The organism is Kushneria pakistanensis (assembly GCF_014652795.1).
Lineage (GTDB): Bacteria > Pseudomonadota > Gammaproteobacteria > Pseudomonadales > Halomonadaceae > Kushneria > Kushneria pakistanensis.
In genome coordinates this window covers 1013286-1027959 of record NZ_BMZM01000002.1, presented here as the reverse complement: position 1 = coordinate 1027959, position 14674 = coordinate 1013286, and the positions used below count along the sequence as shown (strand labels likewise).

Annotated in this window: 14 protein-coding genes; 6 read left to right on the top strand and 8 right to left on the bottom strand. The window is 61.9% G+C overall.

The features are described from left to right. Positions 1–197: 197 nt before the first annotated feature. The 4 genes from IE123_RS10080 to IE123_RS10065 all read left to right on the top strand — a co-directional run bounded on the left by IE123_RS10080 (position 198) and on the right by IE123_RS10065 (position 5888). Entirely contained in the window at positions 198–2564 is a 2367-nt protein-coding gene (locus tag IE123_RS10080) for an FdhF/YdeP family oxidoreductase (protein ID WP_189517681.1), read from the top strand. A gap of 154 nt (positions 2565–2718) precedes the next feature. Beyond that, positions 2719–3354: a glutathione S-transferase family protein gene (locus IE123_RS10075; protein WP_189517678.1), complete on the top strand. Its 636-nt coding sequence runs from the start codon at positions 2719–2721 to the stop codon at positions 3352–3354. 160 nt (positions 3355–3514) lie between these two features. Beyond that, positions 3515–4747 carry an EAL and HDOD domain-containing protein gene (locus IE123_RS10070; RefSeq protein ID WP_189517675.1) on the top strand — a complete coding sequence of 411 codons (1233 nt, stop codon included), beginning with the start codon at positions 3515–3517 and terminating at the stop codon, positions 4745–4747. Positions 4748–4871: 124 nt separating this feature from the next. Beyond that, on the top strand, positions 4872–5888 hold the full coding sequence (locus IE123_RS10065; RefSeq protein ID WP_189517672.1) for an acyltransferase family protein: 1017 nt from the start codon (positions 4872–4874) through the stop codon (positions 5886–5888). Between the two features lie 18 nt (positions 5889–5906). Here IE123_RS10065 and IE123_RS10060 read toward each other — a convergent pair whose 3' ends face one another. The 5 genes from IE123_RS10060 to IE123_RS10040 form a co-directional block, all read right to left on the bottom strand. After that, complete coding sequence (locus IE123_RS10060) at positions 5907–6272, bottom strand: I78 family peptidase inhibitor (RefSeq protein WP_189517669.1); 366 nt, start codon at positions 6270–6272, stop codon at positions 5907–5909. Beyond that, positions 6269–7951 carry an amidase family protein gene (locus IE123_RS10055; protein ID WP_189517666.1) on the bottom strand — a complete coding sequence of 561 codons (1683 nt, stop codon included), beginning with the start codon at positions 7949–7951 and terminating at the stop codon, positions 6269–6271. The genes IE123_RS10060 and IE123_RS10055 overlap by 4 nt, the downstream gene beginning before the upstream one ends. A gap of 84 nt (positions 7952–8035) precedes the next feature. Next, positions 8036–8320 carry a hypothetical protein gene (locus IE123_RS10050; RefSeq protein ID WP_189517663.1) on the bottom strand — a complete coding sequence of 95 codons (285 nt, stop codon included), beginning with the start codon at positions 8318–8320 and terminating at the stop codon, positions 8036–8038. Continuing rightward, a complete protein-coding gene (locus IE123_RS10045) occupies positions 8320–10608 on the bottom strand; it encodes an FdhF/YdeP family oxidoreductase (RefSeq protein ID WP_229819691.1) in 2289 nt (762 codons plus the stop codon). Before IE123_RS10045 ends, IE123_RS10050 begins: the two co-directional genes overlap by 1 nt. A 73-nt stretch (positions 10609–10681) precedes the next feature. Beyond that, positions 10682–11425, bottom strand: coding sequence for a formate dehydrogenase accessory sulfurtransferase FdhD (locus IE123_RS10040; RefSeq protein WP_189517660.1), 744 nt, complete (start codon positions 11423–11425; stop codon positions 10682–10684). Positions 11426–11453: 28 nt separating this feature from the next. Here IE123_RS10040 and IE123_RS10035 point away from each other — a divergent pair, with 28 nt between their 5' ends. After that, on the top strand, positions 11454–11612 hold the full coding sequence (locus IE123_RS10035; protein ID WP_189517657.1) for a hypothetical protein: 159 nt from the start codon (positions 11454–11456) through the stop codon (positions 11610–11612). Positions 11613–11636: 24 nt separating this feature from the next. Here IE123_RS10035 and IE123_RS10030 read toward each other — a convergent pair whose 3' ends face one another. Further along, entirely contained in the window at positions 11637–12503 is an 867-nt protein-coding gene (locus IE123_RS10030; RefSeq protein WP_189517654.1) for a LysR family transcriptional regulator, read from the bottom strand. Between the two features lie 7 nt (positions 12504–12510). Next, positions 12511–13188 (bottom strand): HAD family hydrolase, encoded by a 678-nt coding sequence (locus tag IE123_RS10025; RefSeq protein ID WP_189517651.1) that lies wholly within the window; start codon positions 13186–13188, stop codon positions 12511–12513. Positions 13189–13338: 150 nt separating this feature from the next. Here IE123_RS10025 and fhuF point away from each other — a divergent pair, with 150 nt between their 5' ends. Beyond that, positions 13339–14088 carry a siderophore-iron reductase FhuF gene (gene fhuF / locus IE123_RS10020; RefSeq protein WP_189517647.1) on the top strand — a complete coding sequence of 250 codons (750 nt, stop codon included), beginning with the start codon at positions 13339–13341 and terminating at the stop codon, positions 14086–14088. Here the strand turns inward: fhuF and IE123_RS10015 are convergent. Further along, positions 14079–14561, bottom strand: a complete 483-nt coding sequence (locus IE123_RS10015; RefSeq protein ID WP_189517644.1) for a hypothetical protein — start codon at positions 14559–14561, stop codon at positions 14079–14081. The two genes, fhuF and IE123_RS10015, sit on opposite strands and share 10 nt — an antisense overlap. Positions 14562–14674 lie beyond the last annotated feature (113 nt).

Genomic DNA, 14674 nt, shown 5'->3' with positions numbered 1-14674 from the left:
CCGCAGCCTAACTTTTGCATTAAGCAGTATTTCAGGGTGTGTGCCACACTGAAAATGCCCGGCAAGGTCGGGGCATGGTAGCTGCCGACACCTGCTCCCTTGTGCCGGCCCCGCATCGGCGTTCGTCACTCGCCACACTCGCTCGGCAATATCCAGACGTTATCTTCTTTTCCAACCGTATTGGCACGGAGGCCATCATGGTGAAAAAACATACGACCCATCAGGGTAATGGTGAGGTTTACGGCACCCAGAACAAGGGCACTGCCCCCGGCGGAGGCTGGGGCGCCCTGAGAGCCGTTGAGGAGCATATGCTGCGTCAGCAGGTGCCCTTTGTCGGCAATGCGCTGATGCTGTCGATGAACAAGCATCATGGTTTCAAGTGCCCCAGCTGCGCCTGGCCCGACCCCATCAAGCCCGCCATGGCGGAGTTTTGTGAAAACGGTGCCAAGGCTGTGGCCTGGGAGGCGACCCGCAAGCGTGTCGGCCCGGATTTCTTTGAACGCCATACGGTCAGTGAACTCTCCAGATGGAGTGATCACGAGCTTGAAAACCAGGGGCGCCTGACCCATCCCATGCGATATAACGCCGCCACCGACAAGTATGAGGCTGTCAGCTGGGAGGATGCCTTTCAGGACATCGGCGAAGAGCTCAAAAGTTATGAAGACCGCTGGCGCGTGCACCTTTATACCTCGGGCCGTGCGCCCAACGAGTCTGCCTTCATGTTTCAGCTGTTCGGACGCATGTACGGTATCAACAACTTTCCCGACTGCTCCAACATGTGCCATGAGACCACCACGGTCTCGCTGCCCGACAGCCTGGGCGTGGGCAAGGCCACCACGATTCTGGATGATTTCGACCATACCGATGCAGTCTTCATCTTCGGCCAGAATACCGGCACCAACAGCCCGCGCATGATGGGCAACCTGCATGAACTGGTCGGCCGCGGCGGTGCCGTGGTGACCTTCAATCCACTGCGCGAGAAGGCACTGGTACGCTTTGCCAACCCGCAGAGCCCGATGGACATGCTGAAACCTTCCGGTACCACCATCAGCTCACAGTACCATCAGGTACGCATCGGCGGAGACATCGCCGCCATCCAGGGCCTGTGCAAGGTCGTGATCGAGGCCGATGACCGGGCCCGCGAGCGCGGCGAAAAGCGCATTCTCGATCATGAGTTCATCGAGGCGCATACCCATGGATTCGAGGATTACGCCGACCACTGTCGTGCACTCGACTGGGCACGCATCGAGCGCCATTCGGGCCTGACGCGCGAGGCAATCGAGCAGGCGGCCGATGTCTACATGAAGGCCGAACGTGTCATCTGCTGCTGGGGCATGGGCATCACCCAGCAAAAGCATGGTGGTGACGGTGTGCAGCAGATCGTCAATCTGTTGCTGCTGCGTGGCAACATCGGCCGTCGCGGCGCCGGCGCCTGTCCGGTGCGCGGTCACTCCAACGTGCAGGGCGACCGGACGGTGGGGATCTACCAGAAGCCGAAGGAAGCCTTTCTCAGCCAGCTCGACAAGGTCTTTGATATCCAGTCGCCCCGGCGTCCCGGCGCCGATGTGGCCGAATGCTGCGAGCAGATCGTCGCCGGCAATGTCGATGCCTTCATTGGTCTTGGCGGCAACTTTTTCCGCGCGATCCCGGATATCGACCGGGTGGCCGAGAAGACCCTCAATACGCTGAAGATGACGGTACAGATTTCGACCAAGCTCAACCGTAGCCATCTGATTCATGGCAGGAAGGCTTTCATCCTGCCGTGTCTGGCCCGAACCGAGAAGGACGTTCAGGCCGGCGTGTTGCAGACGGTGACCATTGAAGACGGCATGAGCAACGTCAATGGCTCCACCGGACAGATCGAACCGGCCTCCCCCCACCTTAAATCCGAGACAGCGATCATTGCCGGTATCGCGCGCGCCACGCTGCCGCCGCACACGAAGGTCGACTGGGAATGGCTCAGCGAGGATTACGCCCGCATTCGCGATCGCATCGAGGCGGTCTTTCCCACCATGTTCAAGGATTACAACGCGCGCGTGGGCACCCCCGGCGGCTTTCATCTCTACAACGCCGCCCGCGAACGGGTCTGGGAGACCGAAAGCGGCCGGGCCAACTTCCTCTACCCGGGCGATACGCTGGATTCGAGCATGAGCTCGCCGGATGCCGAACACTTCCAGCTGATTACCACCCGCGGGCACGATCAGTTCAATACCACGGTGTACTCGCTCGATGACCGCTACCGCGATGTCTACGGTACACGCATGGTAGTCATGATGAACCCGGCCGATATCGAGCGACTCGGCCTTGAAGAGGGCAACCTGATCGAGTTTCGCGCCGTGGCAGAAGATGGCATCGAGCGGCGGGCCTCGGGCTTTCGGGTCATGCCCTATGATGTTCCCGAAAAATGCGCGGCGGCCTACTACCCCGAAACCAACGGCCTGATTCCGATTGCCAACCGCGACGAGCGCAGTCATACCATTGCGGCCAAGTCGGTTCCGGTGACCATCCATCTGATGGATACCGAGCAGGTGCAGCAACAGACCGGTGTGCTCGCTTCTGCCTGAGCCTCCAACAGGTACATTCTGACCGACAGGGCCCTGCCAGTGATCTGGCAGGGCCCTGTTGTGTCACATTGCCAAAGGCTTAAGGATGGCGCTGAAGGCATGTGCCACAATGCCTGCATCACTTTGTTGGCCAAAAGATTACGGAGACGATGCCATGATTACCGTCTACGGCGACTATCGCTCGGGCAACTGCTACAAGGTCAGACTCACGCTGGCCCTGCTGGACATTGGCCACCGCTGGTTCGATGTCGATTTTCTGACCGGCGAAACCCGCAGCGACGACTTTGCTACCCGCAATCCTGCACGCCGTGTGCCCATGCTGGAACTGCACGACGGGCGCACCCTGGTGGAATCCAACGCCATCCTCTATTACCTGGCCAGCAACAGCGACCTGGTACCTGACGATGATTTCGATCGGGCCCGCATGCTGCAGTGGATGTTTTTTGAGCAGCATCGCCACGAGCCGTCTTTGTCGGTCGCCCGCCTGATTCACTGGTATCAGGGCGACCCGAGCGAGCGTCTTGAAGAGCTGACGGCCCGGCAGGAAAGCGCCCGTCAGGCGCTGGATATCATGGAACAGACGCTGAGCCTTCAACCCTTTCTGGCCGGCGAAACGCTGACACTTGCCGATATTGCGCTGTTTGCCCACACCCACATCGCCGACCAGGCCGGCCTTTTGCTGCTGGACTGGCCCCATGTGGTGAACTGGTGCGGCCGCATCGAGGAGATCCCCGGCTTTATCTCGATGCAGGATATCCCCGATGAGGACACGCTTGTATCGATGACATGATGACGCCGGAAAATCTCGCGTTTTATATGCTCACATCCTTAAGCATTCATGGTATTGGACGATAACGGTAGAAAGCCACAGGCGGGCACTGATCAATGTGCAGGGTCATTTCCTGCCATGGTCAGGGCACAAACGTCATTTCAACGATATCCAAGACATCATGACCGAACCATCCCAGGAAGGTGCTGGCGTACTGTTTGCCCGCCAGCCCATCCATGATCGCCAGCTGGCGCTGGCCGGCTATGAACTGCTGTTTCGTCCCTATGGTGGTGGCCCCATCGTGGCGGCGGACTTTGATGGCAATCGCGCTACCAGCCAGGTATTGATCAATGCCTTTACGGCAGCCGATATTACCCAGGTCTGCGACCACCAGCCCGCCTACGTCAACTTTACGGCCGACAGCCTGATTCAGGATATTCCCTTTGACTCTCGCACACTGATCATCGAGATTCTGGAGGATGTCACCGACACCCCCGAGATCATCGAGGCGTTGACGCGTTTGCGTGAGGAAGGCTACGTCATGGCACTCGATGACTACACCCTCGGTGATGCCAGCCATCCGCTGCTGCCCTTTGTCGATGTGGTGAAACTCGACTACCCCTTCTATACCCGCGAGACACTGACCGAGGCGATCCGGGCCCTCAAGGTGCGATACCCGAACCTCCAGCTGCTGGCCGAAAAAATCGAGACACAGGAAGACTACCGCATTGCCAGAGATGCCGGGTGTACCCTTTTCCAGGGGTATTTTCTGGCTCGTCCGGAGCCCGTATACGGCCGGGTCATGCCGGTCAATCAACTGAATACCCTGCGACTTCTGGCCGAGCTTAATGCGCCGGATATCTCGATGCGCGACATGGCCGAAACCGTACAGCGTGATCCCTTCCTGAGCGTGCGCCTGTTGCGCATGGCCAACTCGGCCTTTGCCCAGCAGAGCCGGCCGGTCACTTCACTGCATGGTGCCGTCATGGCGCTGGGGCTTTCGCGCATCCGAAGCCTGGCAAGCCTTCTGGTGCTGTCACGCTTTGACGACAAGCCCCATGCCCTGCAACAGCTGACCATGCAGCGTGCCCACTTCTGCCATCATCTGGCGCATCAGCTGCCGGGGCAGATCAGCGAAATGGGCTTTACCGTCGGCCTTTTCTCCTGCCTCGACAGCTTCATGGATCAGCCGCTTGAAGAGATCCTGGACAGCATTCCCGTGCATCCCGATATCGAGACCGCCCTGCTGCATCACACCGGTGCGCTGGGGCTGATTCTCAAAACCGCCATCGACTATCAAAAGGCCCGGTGGGAGATGATCGACTGGCCTCATCTGGCACGACTGGGGCTATCAGCCGAACAGGTGGCCTGCGCCTATCAGCAGGCGCTGGCGCAGACTCCCCGGCAAACATAAAGGCTGTCATACGCCGGATCATGGCCTTTTAGACCGGCAAGCCATATAACGCCCATAATGTCCTATACTCGCCCCCCTGATGTCGGCATATACAAACTGCCGATGGCACGACAGGGAAGGTTGTATGCTCATCTCCGTACAGGCGCTTCGCGCGTTTGCCGCCTGGCTTGTGGTCTTTCACCACTTCATGCAGGTCTTTTTCAATTTCGAGGCCGACACCCCGGCCGGACAGCTGTTCTCCACTCGCGGTCAGATGGGGGTGGATATCTTTTTTGTCATCAGTGGCTTTGTGATTTACATCACCACGGCCGGACGCTCGATGAACACCCTGCGCTTTTTATGGCAGCGCGCGGCACGCATCGTGCCGGTGTACTGGTTCTATACCGCCGTGACGACGGCTATCCTCTTTTTTGCCAGCGACCTGATGCCGGACTATGGGCTTGATCTTCCCTCGCTGATCATGGGGCTATTGTTCATTCCCAACGAAAACCCGGCAGGCTTTGGCGACTACCCCATCCTGCCGGTGGGCTGGACGCTCAATTTCGAGATGATGTTCTATCTGATCTTTGCCCTTTCCTTCCTGCTGCCGGCACGTGCCAGACTCTGGGCCGTGATCGTGATGATCGCGCTGCTCAACCTGGCGCTGTCACGGCTGGACATGATCAGCAGTTTCTATGCCGACCCCATCATCTACGAGTTTCTGCTGGGCCTTGGCGTGGGCATGCTCTACCACCATGGCAGGCTGGCGCCGGCGACGACGCGCAGCCCCTGGATTCTTCTGGCGCTGGGATGTGTGGCGCTCATGCTTTGCTTTACCGACCAGTCAGCCTGGCGACTGGCCGTGTGGGGATTACCGGCAGCGCTGCTGGTCATTGCCATGATTCGTCTTGAGCCGATCTTTACGCGCTGCCACGGCCTGCGCCGGATGGGCGATCAGTCCTATTCCGTCTATCTGGTCCACGTCATCGTGCTGTGGCTGGCCAATGCCCTGCTGCATGAGCACTGGGGGCTGCCGGCCTGGCTGACGCTGGCCATCAGCGTGGTGATCATTGCCATGCTTTCGTGGGTAAGCTTCGAGCTGCTGGAAAAGCAGCTGGCGCGCTGGCTCAAGCCGCCGCGCCGCTCACCCCAACCGGCCTGACAGCGGCCTGACAGCGGCCTAGCCGCAGTTAAAGGACTGAATCACGCCCTGCTCGTTGACGCGAATGTTCAGGCGATCCTCGTGATAATCCATGGTCTGCATGGTATCCGGCGCCAGCACACGAAACTGCCGGGCCTGGCTTTGGTCCACGATCTGCTGGCGCACGTCCTGATCAAGCCGGGCGCCGGTCAGCCCCTTGAGACGATCGGCACCGCAGGCCTGCTGCGCCCTGTTCTCGGCAGCATCACCCGAGGCACCCTGTGACGCGCTGTTGGTGCTGGCGTTCGCCGGCGGTGATGGCGCGTCATCACTCCCGCCCCACCAGGCGCAGCCGCCCAGTCCCAGCAGGGCCGTCATGGCAGCAAAGAGCAGAATGTGTTTCATGGCGTACTCCGATCAGCAAAAGGATTAACGGTATTGGCCAGTGGCGGTGGCAGCGACAGGACGTCATCTTCAGGCACTGTCTGCCGCAACGCCAGCCCGAGGCGGTAGAGCTCGGCCTCCTGACGCTCATTGCCCAGCAACGACACATTGATCGGCACCCCGGCACGGGTCACGCCCATCGGCAGCGTCAGCTCGGGAAAGCCGGTGGCCGAGGCAATGTAGCCCAGCGCAAACGGCTCACGGGCCGTGCACTCGTAATCGTCACTGTCCTGCCGCCTCAGCGGCGGCGCCGGACAGGCCTCGGTGGGAAAGATCAGGGCATCCAGATGATTGGCCATCATGAAGTGTGACAGCTGCTCGCGAAGCTCGGGGATGCGACGCGAGATTACCTCCAGATAGGCAGGTGAACCTTCCAGACGCTCATGCAGGCGATGCTGCATGCCACGAATGCGCTGCGGTGTGACCGGCGGGTTGTCCCGCTCATGCTGGTTGAGTGCCTCGCATCGCGCCATGATCTCCTGAAGCGTATGGGGCTGTGTGTCATCAAACTGGCGCAGATAGCGCTCCAGCTGGGGTTGAAACTCGGCCTCGTGCACCGGGCCCACGGTGATGGGCCAGAGATCGAGATAGTGGGCATCCAGCGTGACCTGCACCGTTGAAGCGCCCTGTGCCTGAACATGCTCAAGCGCCCGGGCAAAACGTGCCTCGATCTGCGCGTTGCCGGCCTCGCGATGCTCGATCACGCCAAGGCGTATGCCTTCAAGCGGTGCCTGACGCGATGGCAGGGTCAACGCTGACATATCCTCAAGTGGCGCCCGGGCATTGAACGAGGTCGCCTCATCGGACGGATCCTGACCGGCCATGGCCGCCAGCACCCAGGCGTTGCCCTGAACGGTGCGTGTCAGGGGTGCCGGCGTATCAAAGGACAGCGCCAGCGGAATGATACCATCTCGGCTGACGCGCCCCAGCGTTGGGCGCATGGCCACAAGCCCCGTGGCATGGGCCGGGCCGCGCACGGAGCCTTCGGTATCGGTACCGATGGCAAAGGGGGCAAAACCGGCGGCGACCGCCGCCGCCGAACCACTGCTCGAACCCAGCACACTGCGATCCAGCCGCCAGGGATTGCGGGTAAAACCGCCCCGTGAGCTATAGCCGGGGTTGCCGTAGCTGGCGGCAAATTCGGTCATGTTGGTCTTGCCCAGCACAATGGCGCCAGCGCGCTCAAGGCGCCGGACCACCTGCGCACTGTCCCGGGGATAGGCCCGGGCAAGCACCATCGAGCCACCCGAGGTGGGCAGCCCTTTCACATCGATATTGTCCTTGACCACGAAGGGGATGCCATAGAGCGGTCCATGACCGCCCTCGTCACGGTGACGATCAAGCTCGTGAGCCCGGGCAAGGGCACCGGGCGCCAGATCCAGCATGGCGTTGATGGCAGGCCCCTGGTCGTCCAGCGTCCCGATACGGGCAAGGTAGAAGCGGGTGAGCTGTTCGGAGGTGATTTCGCCGCGATCGAGCATGCCGCGCAGTTCCGGTAGCGTTCTGTGCGCCAGTCCCAGCGACGAGGATGGCGCTACGCTGGCGTGAGCGAAGGCGCCAGTAACAGCGGTCGTAATCAGTATCGCGACCAGCCGTGCCGTTTGGCGCCAGCGGGCAAAACCATGGGCAGTGTCACGCATGCCGGGCGCTCCGTTGCAAATCCAGCAGGCATCCTGACGTGCGCCCCCGGCGACCATCAAGTAAAGAAATGCTGAATGCCTGGATCAGCCTGGTATCAGCGCCAGCCACAGTCCGGGCCCGGCGCCGCTGCGCGAGGTGATGGTGACAAGCCCACGGGCTTCCAGCTCCGAGGCGGTGCGGCGCACCAGCGCGTGCGCCACACCCAGCTCACGGGACAGCCGGCCGCTGTCCAGATGTGCGCGCCCGGCCGCCTCGTTTGCCTCCAGCCGCTCCAGCAGCAGCGCGGCCAGTCCATCAATTCCCGGCTGACGCTGCAGCCAGCCCTCCAGCCGCGAGAGCTGCGCGGGTGTGAGTTGATCGAGCGCCATCAGGCCAGCCGCTGGCTTTTTTCAAGGCGAATGGCCACCGACTTGGAGTTGGGCGTGTTGCTCTTGATGCCCACGCTATCGAGCGGAATCAGCGGGTTGGTTTCGGGATAGTAGGCCGCCGCGCAGCCGTTGGGGGTGTCATATTCCACCACCCGGAAACCATCGGCGCGACGCTCGATGCCGTCCTCGGACTCGCCGATCAGGTTCACCCAGTCGTTTTTAGCGACACCGAGGCGTTTCATGTCATGGGCGCTCAGGAAAATCACCCGACGCGTGCCTTCCACACCACGATAGCGGTCGTTGTAGCCATAAATCGTGGTGTTGTACTGATCGTGACTGCGCATGGTCTGCAGGGTGATCCAGCCCTCGCGCCGGGCGAGCCTTTGATGCAGTACCGCCTCGGGCAGCGCCTCGCTTGAGAACCTGGCAAGGCCCGTATCGGTCGGGAACTCCCGCCGCGCCCCCGGGTTGCCCAGCCAGAAGCCGCGCTCCTGACGCACGCGGGTATTGAAGTCTTCAAAGCCGGGCACGACCGCCGCAATATGATCACGGATGTGGTCGTAGTCACTGGCAAGCGCCTCCCAGTCCACCACCTCGTTGCCCAGCAACTCCCGAGCGATGCCGGTGAGAATGGCAATTTCAGAGCGCAGCTCCCTTGATGCCGGCTTGTGGATGCCCGCCGAGCCGTGGACCATGCTCATCGAGTCTTCCACGGTGATCAGCTGTGGCTTTTTATCGGCGCGGCGATCCACCTCGACCCGGCCAATGACCGGCAGGATCAGCGCATCGCGGCCGGTGACCAGATGACTGCGGTTGAGCTTGGTGCTCATGTGGACCGTCAGGTCACAGGAGGACAACGCCGCTTCACATACGTGAGAGTCGGACGTGGCCCGGGCGAAGTTGCCGCCCAGGCCAATGAAGACGCGACACTGACCGTCACGCATGGCGCGAATGGCCGAGACCGTGTCATGGCCGTGTTTGCGCGGCATCGGTACACCATAGAAGCTCTCCAGTGCGTCCAGAAACGCGTCATCAGGCTTTTCATAGATACCCATGGTGCGATCGCCCTGCACATTGGAGTGCCCGCGTACCGGACAGGTACCGGCGCCAGGCTTGCCGATATTGCCCTTGAGCAACAGGAAGTTGACGATCTCGCGCACCGTGGCCACCGAATGCTCGTGCTGGGTGATCCCCATCGCCCAGGCGCAAATGGTCGCGTTCGAGCGAATATAGACCTCGGCCGCTTCGGTGATCTCCTCACGCGACAGGCCCGACTGCGCCTCGATCGCCGCCCAGGGGGTGGCCTCGACCACGGCGCGCCAGGCATCAAGCCCATCGGTATGCTGCTCGATGAAGTCATGATCGAGCACGTTGCCGTCACGGTCGTCGCGCTCGAACACGATCTTTGCCATGCCGCGGATGGCGGCCATATCGCCGCCCAGTGCCGGGCACAGATACAGCGAGCTGATGCGCCCGCTGCCACGGGTGGCCATCTCGAGCTTGCGCTGCGGATCGGCAAAGCGCTCCAGCCCCCGCTCCTTGAGCGTGTTGAAGGCCACGATCTGACAGCCGTTGTCGGCGGCTTCACGCAGGGTACCCAGCATGCGCGGGTGGTTGGTGCCCGGATTCTGGCCGAAGGTAAAGATCGCCTCGGCACGCTCGAAATCTTCCAGCAGCACGCTGCCCTTGCCGATGCCGAGTGCCTCGACCAGCCCGGTGCCGCTGGCCTCGTGGCACATGTTGGAGCAGTCCGGCAGATTGTTGGTGCCGTAAAGACGCGCCAGCAGCTGGAAGATCCAGGCCGACTCGTTGCACGCCTTGCCCGAGGTGTAGAACAGCGCCTGGTCGGGATGATCCAGCGCCTTGAGGCGATCAGCGATCAGACGGTAGGCCGCCTCCCAGTCGATCGGCTCGTAGCGGTCGGTATCAGCGTTATAGCGCATCGGCGAGGTCAGACGCCCCTGGTCTTCCAGGCGATAGTCGTCCCACGCCTTCATCTCGGTGACCGACCAGCGCTTGAAAAAACGTGGCGTCACACGTTTGGCGGTGGTCTCCCAGGTCACGGCCTTGACACCGTTTTCACAGAACTCGAACGAGGAGCCGTGCTCGGGATCCCCCCACGCGCAGCCCGGGCAGTCAAAGCCGTCGGGCTGATTGAGTTTCAACAGCGCGCGAACATTGGACAGCGGGGCACGGCTGTGACGCAGATGCCGACCAACGGAGATCAACGCCCCCCAGCCGGCGGCCGGGTGGGTGTACTCGAAAATACGTTCCTTGGGCTGGGTCACGGAAAACTCTTTATGTCAGACGGGTCACGGAAAAGGGGTATATCGATGCCCCTGTCGGGGGCATGTGCAGCGTTTATCCACTGCTGAGCAGGGTCAGGCGTCGGCCCCGATGGCAGCAGATCAGGTTCAGCGCACACAGACGGGCAATATCGACCGCCAGCGGCGACGGATGAGACAGCGTCGCCAGCGTCGGGATACCGGCTCGCACGGCCTTTTGCACCAGCTCCAGACTGCAGCGACTCGACAGCAGCACCATCGATATCGCCCGGCCCTCGACCAGCGAGGCGCCAATCAGCTTGTCGAGTGCGTTGTGCCGGCCGATATCCACGCCGCTGCCCAGCCACTGGCCGTTGTCGTCAAAGCCCAGCGCCATGTGCAGGCCCGGCTGGCCGTCGCTGGAGAGCCGTTCAAGCGCGCTTTCAAGCTGCGCCGGCGGTGGCGGTGTGCTGGCCGGCAGGCGCTGCAGCCCTTCCAGCATCTGCGCCTCCTCGGCACTGCCGCAGCGTCCACAGCTCGAGGACGCCGAGGTCACGCGGCGTCGCTCGCCGGCCAGACGCTCGATATGGGCCGGCACGCTCAGGCGCACACGTACACCGTGACGCAGCCGATCGGTGGTGATCTCGCCCACCTGTGAGGCGCGCGTAATCATCCCCTCGCTGAAGGCAAAGCCCACCGCCCAGTGATCGAGCGCCTCGGGCGTGGCCAGCACGGAGGCATAGGCGGTGTCATTGAAGGACAGCGTGATCGGCAGCTCGGAAGGACCGGAGAGCTGCTCGCTGGGGGTGTGGGTTACATCCTCGTAATCACAAAGCGACATGGCAGTACGACTCCTCTGGCAGGGGCACATGGCAACGAGCACGGTGGCCCGGGGCGTGGCATCGACACAAGGGGCACTGCATCAGCTGGCGAGTGCCCAGAGTGTAATGCGCCGGCAACACCGTGCTCCAATGGAGCAGAGACATGAATTGATCGAGCGCGTCTATCAAGTCACGCCGCGTCATTGAAAAGTATTTGGCACACCTTTGCGCTCAGGTGGCGCGCAGCCACTCCAGCAGTGCGCGCAATCGGCGGGAAGGCGGGGCACCGGCACGCCACAAAAGCCCGACCGGTGGGTCCTCGTCGGTCGCCGGCAGCAGACGATGAATCAGCCCGGGACGTTGCGGGTCGGGCGCATGCTGCTCCACCACCCCGACCCCGGCGCCCTGCTCGACCAGCCGCTCGAGTGCTGCCATGGATTCGGCCTCCAGCACGGGCGAGAGCGTGACGCCCTCCCGGCGGGCATGAATGTCCACCCGTTGGCGATGCTGCATGTCCGGGGTCAACAGACACAGGGGAAAGCCACCAAGATCCGCCCAGCCAGGTTTCTCCGGCAGAGTGAAGCTGTCCTCGTGCGCCAGCAGCGCATAACGCTCGGAATAGAGCCTGCGCGCCACGAAGGGTTCGGCAGCCGGCACATCGAGATAGCCCACCGCCACATCGATATCCCCTTCCATGAGAGATTGCATCAGCGGCAGGGTAGCCCGCTCGACCAGCCGCAGTGACAGGGCCGGATAGCACTCGCGCAGCGGTGCCATCCAGCTGCTGACGGCGCCAAGCGCCGAGGGGATCAGCCCCAGCCGCAGCAGACCGCTGGGCGGGCTTTTGGGATCAAGCTCGGCGTTGAGCTCATCAAGCGAGGCGAGAATGCGTCGCGCATGGGTCAGCACATGCTCGCCTTCAGGCGTCAGCCCTTCAAAGCGGTGGCCGCGGATGATCAACGCACACCCGAGCTCCTCTTCAAGCTGCTTGAGTCGCGCCGAAAGCGTGGGCTGGGTCACGTGGCAGGCGGTGGCGGCGCGTCCGAAATGGCGCTCGCGGGCCAGCGCCACCAGAAAACCGAGCTGTCGATGATCCATGCCGGGGCTAGCCCTGCACGCGACGTACGTCGATCCAGTCACGCGCCTGGGCCAGATGTTCGAGTGCGACCGTGGCCCGGCTCACATCCTGACCACGGGAATAGGCATTGGGAATGGCGATCACGTCGATGCCGGCAGCATGAGCGGCGTTCACACCATGACAGGTGTCCTCGAGCGCCACCGCCTGTGAGGCCTCAACGCCGCACAGCGTCAGCCCGCGCAGGTAGCATTCGGGATGGGGCTTGGAGTGCGTAACGTCGTTGCGGGTCACGATGTGGTCAAAAAAGCGGGCAAGATCGTAATGCTCGATGGTCGGAGCGATCTCTTCACGACCGCTGCCGGTGACCAGCGCCATTGGCAGGCCCTGCGCCCGGCACCACTCAAGGATATCCAGAGCGTGCGTCATCAGTGCAATCGGGCTTTCCGTGAAGCTTGCCACAGTACGCTGCACCTTGAGATCAACGAGCGCCTGCGGTGTGATATCAAGCCCGCGAGTGCGAATCAGCCGCTCGACTTCCTGGGTAACCGGCATCCCTGAGCTTTCCCGCTTGTACTCCTCATCATCGATGTGGGCACCCATCTCACCCAGAATCTCATTCCATACCCGGTGATGGGCACTTTCCGAATCGGCCAGCGTGCCGTCGAAGTCAAACAATACGGCACGATACTTCCCTGATGACTGCATGCAGGCGCTCCCTGTGGTGGTGTTCGTGCATGTTCCAACAACGCAGCCACCCGGGCAACTGCACGCCCCGGGCTTCGTTGCTAGAATAATTCTCATTCACACATCAATGCCTGACCTGCCAGACGTCGGCAACCCCGGAGGGACATCGTCATGTTTGACGCCCTGTTCAATGAGCGACTGACCCGCTTTGGCACGGCATTGACCTGCCGGCATGCAGACATCAAGGGGGTCATGCCCGTGCGCCGGCTGCTGGAGCAGGACGTGCTTGAGGACGTGCTGACACGCTTTAGTGCTCATCACGGGCCATATGAGCGCCGCGCGGTGGCCACGCAGTGGTCAAAGCACTATTTGAGCCAGTTGATCATTCCCATCACGGTGGTCGAGCTCTGTCGTGATGTTCATCTACCCACCAGCCTTGATGACATGGGTGTGGTGCTTGGAGAGGATGGCACGCCGCAACAGTTCGTGCTGCCACATGAAGGGACCATCAGTCTGGACAACGGTTGCGCGCGTTTTTGCCCACTGATCGCGCGTCATCTCACGCCGCTGATCGAGACGCTGGCCCGCAAGGTGCACTTTTCACCGCGCGTGCTGTGGAGCAATGCCGGAGTCTATTTCGAGTTCGCCGTCAACGAGCTGGAACGCCAGGGGCTGGCCAGCGCCTTCGAGATCCAGGGCGCTCGCGCCATGATGGAGCTGCGTCAGTTGCCGGATCGTCAACGCAACCCCTTCTACCGCCCGGTGGACTATATCGACGTGGTCGACGACAGCGGCGCGGCTGAACCCTGGCGCTGTCGTCGCATGTGCTGCCTGCGCTATCTCGATGAGACGCTGGGGCTGTGTGGCAACTGCCCACGACTGAAAACCACCCGAGCGGATGAACACCCGGCTCAGGCCTGAGCGTTGTCCTGTCCGGCAGTGTCACTGGCGTTCTCACGACGGGCAAGACGTGCGTTACGGCGCATGCGCAGCTCGTCTTCGTACATCTGCTCCATCACGTGCAAAAGCCCGCCCATGATCCACCAGACGCCGAAGATGGCCAGCACAAAGGCAATAATCGCCACGAAGGGATTTTGAAAGATGGCATACAGTACTGCCGCCACCAGACAGAAGACGTACCCGCCCACGGCGCGGCGCAGCGATTTATCCAGGCGCTGCCAGAAGGGGCTCTGGCTGTAGCCCACACCCCGACGCCAGAGAATCTCGGTCAGTACATGAAAGGCGGCCGCGGCCGACACCAGCAACAGTGCGAAGCTGACGATCTGGAAAATGCCGAAGGCAGGGCTGGTAATCACGGCAAAAAGCCACAGTATCGGCAGCGACACCACTGCCCACATCACGATGGCCCGTTTACGCAACGTTTGATTGATCATGGTCCTCAGGTCCTGTCTGGTCGATGGCGCATTGCCCGGCAAGGCCTGCCCGGCAGTCACGTTGACGCTGTGACATCGGCGCCGGTGAATTGGTTCAGCGTGGCGCGCTTTCG

Coding starts and splice junctions, on each gene's coding strand:
- IE123_RS10080 (WP_189517681.1), top strand. CDS start 198: ATGGTGAAAAAACATACGACCCATCAGGGTAATGGTGAGGTTTACGGC.
- IE123_RS10075 (WP_189517678.1), top strand. CDS start 2,719: ATGATTACCGTCTACGGCGACTATCGCTCGGGCAACTGCTACAAGGTC.
- IE123_RS10070 (WP_189517675.1), top strand. CDS start 3,515: ATGACCGAACCATCCCAGGAAGGTGCTGGCGTACTGTTTGCCCGCCAG.
- IE123_RS10065 (WP_189517672.1), top strand. CDS start 4,872: ATGCTCATCTCCGTACAGGCGCTTCGCGCGTTTGCCGCCTGGCTTGTG.
- IE123_RS10060 (WP_189517669.1), bottom strand. CDS start 6,272: ATGAAACACATTCTGCTCTTTGCTGCCATGACGGCCCTGCTGGGACTG.
- IE123_RS10055 (WP_189517666.1), bottom strand. CDS start 7,951: ATGCGTGACACTGCCCATGGTTTTGCCCGCTGGCGCCAAACGGCACGG.
- IE123_RS10050 (WP_189517663.1), bottom strand. CDS start 8,320: ATGGCGCTCGATCAACTCACACCCGCGCAGCTCTCGCGGCTGGAGGGC.
- IE123_RS10040 (WP_189517660.1), bottom strand. CDS start 11,425: ATGTCGCTTTGTGATTACGAGGATGTAACCCACACCCCCAGCGAGCAG.
- IE123_RS10035 (WP_189517657.1), top strand. CDS start 11,454: ATGGCAACGAGCACGGTGGCCCGGGGCGTGGCATCGACACAAGGGGCA.
- IE123_RS10030 (WP_189517654.1), bottom strand. CDS start 12,503: ATGGATCATCGACAGCTCGGTTTTCTGGTGGCGCTGGCCCGCGAGCGC.
- IE123_RS10025 (WP_189517651.1), bottom strand. CDS start 13,188: ATGCAGTCATCAGGGAAGTATCGTGCCGTATTGTTTGACTTCGACGGC.
- fhuF (WP_189517647.1), top strand. CDS start 13,339: ATGTTTGACGCCCTGTTCAATGAGCGACTGACCCGCTTTGGCACGGCA.
- IE123_RS10015 (WP_189517644.1), bottom strand. CDS start 14,561: ATGATCAATCAAACGTTGCGTAAACGGGCCATCGTGATGTGGGCAGTG.